Source organism: Neglectibacter sp. X4, assembly GCF_009917365.1.
Taxonomy (GTDB): domain Bacteria; phylum Bacillota; class Clostridia; order Oscillospirales; family Acutalibacteraceae; genus Acutalibacter.
Genome location: NZ_QWLE01000119.1, coordinates 1 through 3,222, shown reverse-complemented (window position 1 = coordinate 3,222; position 3,222 = coordinate 1). Strand labels below are relative to the sequence as shown.

The following is a 3,222-nucleotide window of genomic DNA, read 5'->3' as shown; positions in this document are numbered from 1 at the left end:
TTTTTCTCTCCTGTCTTTTATATGATGCTTCCATTCTATCACGATCCTCTCACCTTGTGTAGACACTATCTAAGAAAAACGCCTTTTTCAAGTTGCAGTTTCAGAGGGGGGCGGCGGGCTGCCGGCGCCAGACTCCATAGACTGCCGGACAGCGGCCCGGTATTCCATAGGGGTGCTGCCTGTCTGGGCCTTAAACTGCTTGGCAAAGTAGCTGGGGCTGGAGAAGCCGCAGTCCAGGGCAATGGCGGTAACAGGCTCGTCTGTCAGGGAGAGGCGCTCGGCGGCAGCAAAAACCCGGCGGCGCTGGAGGTATTCCATGGGGCTGCAGTGCAGGTAGCGCTGGAAGGCCTTCTGGCAGGCCCGGGGGCAGATGTTCACCTGCCCGGCAATGTCCCCCAAGGTGACAGGCTCCCGCAGATGCTCCTCCATCCATTTAAGCATGGCCTTCACCCGGTCTTCCTGCACCTCCGCCACCTGCCGGGAGGGGGCCACCTGGCCCCGCTGCCTTGCCAGCAGCACCATGCGGGACAGGGCCTCCCGCACCAGAAACTCATAGGCCGGAGGCTCCTCCTGGCAGGCCTCGAAAACCCGCCGGAAGTCCTCAAAGAAAGCCTTGTCCTCCGGGCCGGGGGAAAATTTTATCACAGCCGGGCCTTGCTCTATAAGCGGGCGCACATATATGGTGTCGAACACGCTGCCGGGGGATCCAGCCACAATGGCGGCGTCGAACAGGAAGGAACGGTATTGGGAATCTCCCTGGGTGAAGGCAAAGGAGTGCAGCGCCCCGGAATTGATAAAATAAGCGTCCCCGGCGCAAATGCTGTAGAGCTTGTCCCCAATGCCCATCTGGGCCTGGCCCTCCAGCAGCAGGAAAACCTCCATCTCCGGGTGCCAGTGGGAGGGGACGGCGGAAGGATGGCAGCCCCGGTATGGCCCGCTGACATCGTTTACAATCAGGTCGAAAAAGTGGGGGATGTCCTCGGTAAGCTCCCGCCTCTGGGCGTCCAGGTTCATAGAGGGATTTTTTTGCAGCATGGGCGTGCGTTTTATCATAACAGCGTGCTCCTTCCTTCCGCATTTTTCGCGGGGCTCTCCGCGGGTGTTCGCTTTTGTACTAGTATATGCCGCTTTTGTGAAAGCGTCAAGGGCTTTTTCAGCGTATACTAAATACAACGAAATAGCCTGAAGCTTCCAGGAAATCCATAAGGGAGGAAGGAGCGGAGGGCGTTCGCTTTCTGTATAACACAGTGTATAAGAGGTAATGCACTTCCTTTAATTTTGGGGGCCGCAGGACGGATGCGGCCTCCCTGTATTTTTCGTATGGGGATGTTTTAATACGCAAAAAGCTCTGGGAACGCGCCCGGGGCTTTTTGCGTATGGCCCGTTTTCTCCTTGCCTTTTCCGGCTGGATGTGGTATTCTCAAAGGTAAGATGCGGGATTGACAGAAAAGCGTGCTGGAACAGCGGGAGAGAGGTGGTCTTGCGTGAAGCGGGAGACAAAGGTGACAGCAGGGAACCTGGGCCGGTACATGCTGGCGTTTTGCAAATGGGTGCTGGCGGCGGTGGCCCTGGGCGCGGTGTGCGGCGGGGTTGGGGCGGTTTTCCACAATGCCATTGACGCTGTTACAGAGCTGCGCATGGAGCAGGGGTGGATACTCTGGCTGCTGCCCGGGGCAGGGGCGCTGACATGGCTGCTCTATAAGCTGTGCCGGGTGGGCTTTTCGGTGGGCACCAACGAGATTTTCAAGGCCGCGGGGGGAGAGGGCCATGTGCCCTTCCTGCTGGCGCCCCTCATCTTTATGGGCACCCTGCTTTCCCACCTGTGCGGCGCGTCTGTAGGGCGGGAGGGGGCGGCCCTGCAGCTTGGAGGCAGCATAGGGTGCAATTTCGGCAAGGCCCTCCGCTTTGACCGGGAAGATGTGCAGGTGCTGACTATGTGCGGCATGTCCGCCTGCTTTTCCGCCCTTTTCGGCACCCCCCTTACGGCGGCGGTGTTTGTGTTGGAGGTGCTGCGGGTTGGATCCATGCGGTATAACGCCTTGCTGCCCTGCGTGCTCTCTTCCTATACTGCCGCCTTTCTGGCAAAGTTTATGGGGACAAAGCCTATGGCCTTCACAATAGGGGCGGCGCCGGCCTTCAGCCCTGTGACGGCCCTCCAGGCGGCAGGGCTTGCCGCCCTGTGCGGGGGGCTGGGCATCCTGTTCTGCACCTGCGTGCATATGGCCGGGCACCTGCTGGAAAAGTGGATGCCCAACCCCCTGGTGCGCGTCACCGCCGCCGGGGCTGTAATGGCGGCGGCAGTGACCCTTTTCGGCCTCTACGATTACGCCGGGGCAGGGGGGCACATGATAAACGCCGCCATGGAAGGGAGCGTTCCGGGCTTTGCCTTCCTTTTAAAGCTTTTGCTCACAGCCCTGTGCGTGGGGGCGGGGTTTAAGGGCGGGGAAATTGTGCCCACCATGTTCATCGGCGCTACCTTTGGCTGTGTCGCAGGGCCGTTTTTGGGCCTGGATCCAGGTTTTTCCGCCGCTCTTGGGCTGACGGCCCTGTTCTGCTCTGTGGTGAACTGCCCCCTGGCCTCGGTTTTCCTGGCTGTAGAGCTTTTCTCCCCAGGGGACATTGCGCCCTTTGCCGTGGCTGTGGCTGTGGCCTACGTGCTTTCCGGCTATTTCGGGCTTTACGGCAGCCAGATAATCCTCTTCTCCAAGGTGCGGCAGGAGGATATTGAAATGAACGCCCGATGAAGAGGGGGGCCAATCTGGCATAGTACAGAGTTTTTGATTGTGTTTTTTGTTTTGCGCCGCAAATTTTGACGGCATCTTTAAAAGCCAGCCGCCAGATTTTTAATGTAATCTGGCGGCTGGCTTTTTTCTTTCGCTTGTTATGCTTTTGATGCAAAATATCATTACAGTGGGAAGGAACGGATTGGTTTTGAAAACATATGGCTACGCGCGGGTTTCCAGCACAGAACAGAACGAGGAAAGGCAGGTTGCGGCGCTAAGCATCAAGTCTGTACCGTCCCCCAATATATTTATGGACAAGCAGTCCGGCAAAGATTTTGAGCGCCCGCAGTACAAAAGGCTGGTAAAGAAACTGCGCCCAGGGGATTTGCTTTACATAAAAAGCATAGACCGCCTGTGCAGAAAGGTAAAAACAAGGGGGTTTTTGAGGAACATTCCGTTGTCCTCATTCTCTTTCCTATGTAACGAGGAAATCTGTTCG

2 protein-coding genes and 1 pseudogene are annotated in these 3,222 nt (G+C 57.5%); 2 read left to right on the top strand and 1 reads right to left on the bottom strand.

Annotated elements, in window-relative coordinates; translation table 11 throughout:
* Positions 1-87: 87 nt before the first annotated feature.
* Positions 88-1,053, bottom strand: a complete 966-nt coding sequence (locus D1841_RS16825) for an AraC family transcriptional regulator (RefSeq protein WP_160644812.1) — start codon at positions 1,051-1,053, stop codon at positions 88-90.
* 431 nt (positions 1,054-1,484) lie between these two features.
* Here D1841_RS16825 and D1841_RS16820 point away from each other — a divergent pair, with 431 nt between their 5' ends.
* Both D1841_RS16820 and D1841_RS16815 read left to right on the top strand, forming a co-directional pair.
* Positions 1,485-2,744, top strand: a complete 1,260-nt coding sequence (locus tag D1841_RS16820) for a chloride channel protein (RefSeq protein WP_347564045.1) — start codon at positions 1,485-1,487, stop codon at positions 2,742-2,744.
* Between the two features lie 148 nt (positions 2,745-2,892).
* A pseudogene (locus D1841_RS16815) lies at positions 2,893-3,144 on the top strand (recombinase family protein); the annotation flags it as partial.
* Between the last annotated feature and the right edge of the window lie 78 nt (positions 3,145-3,222).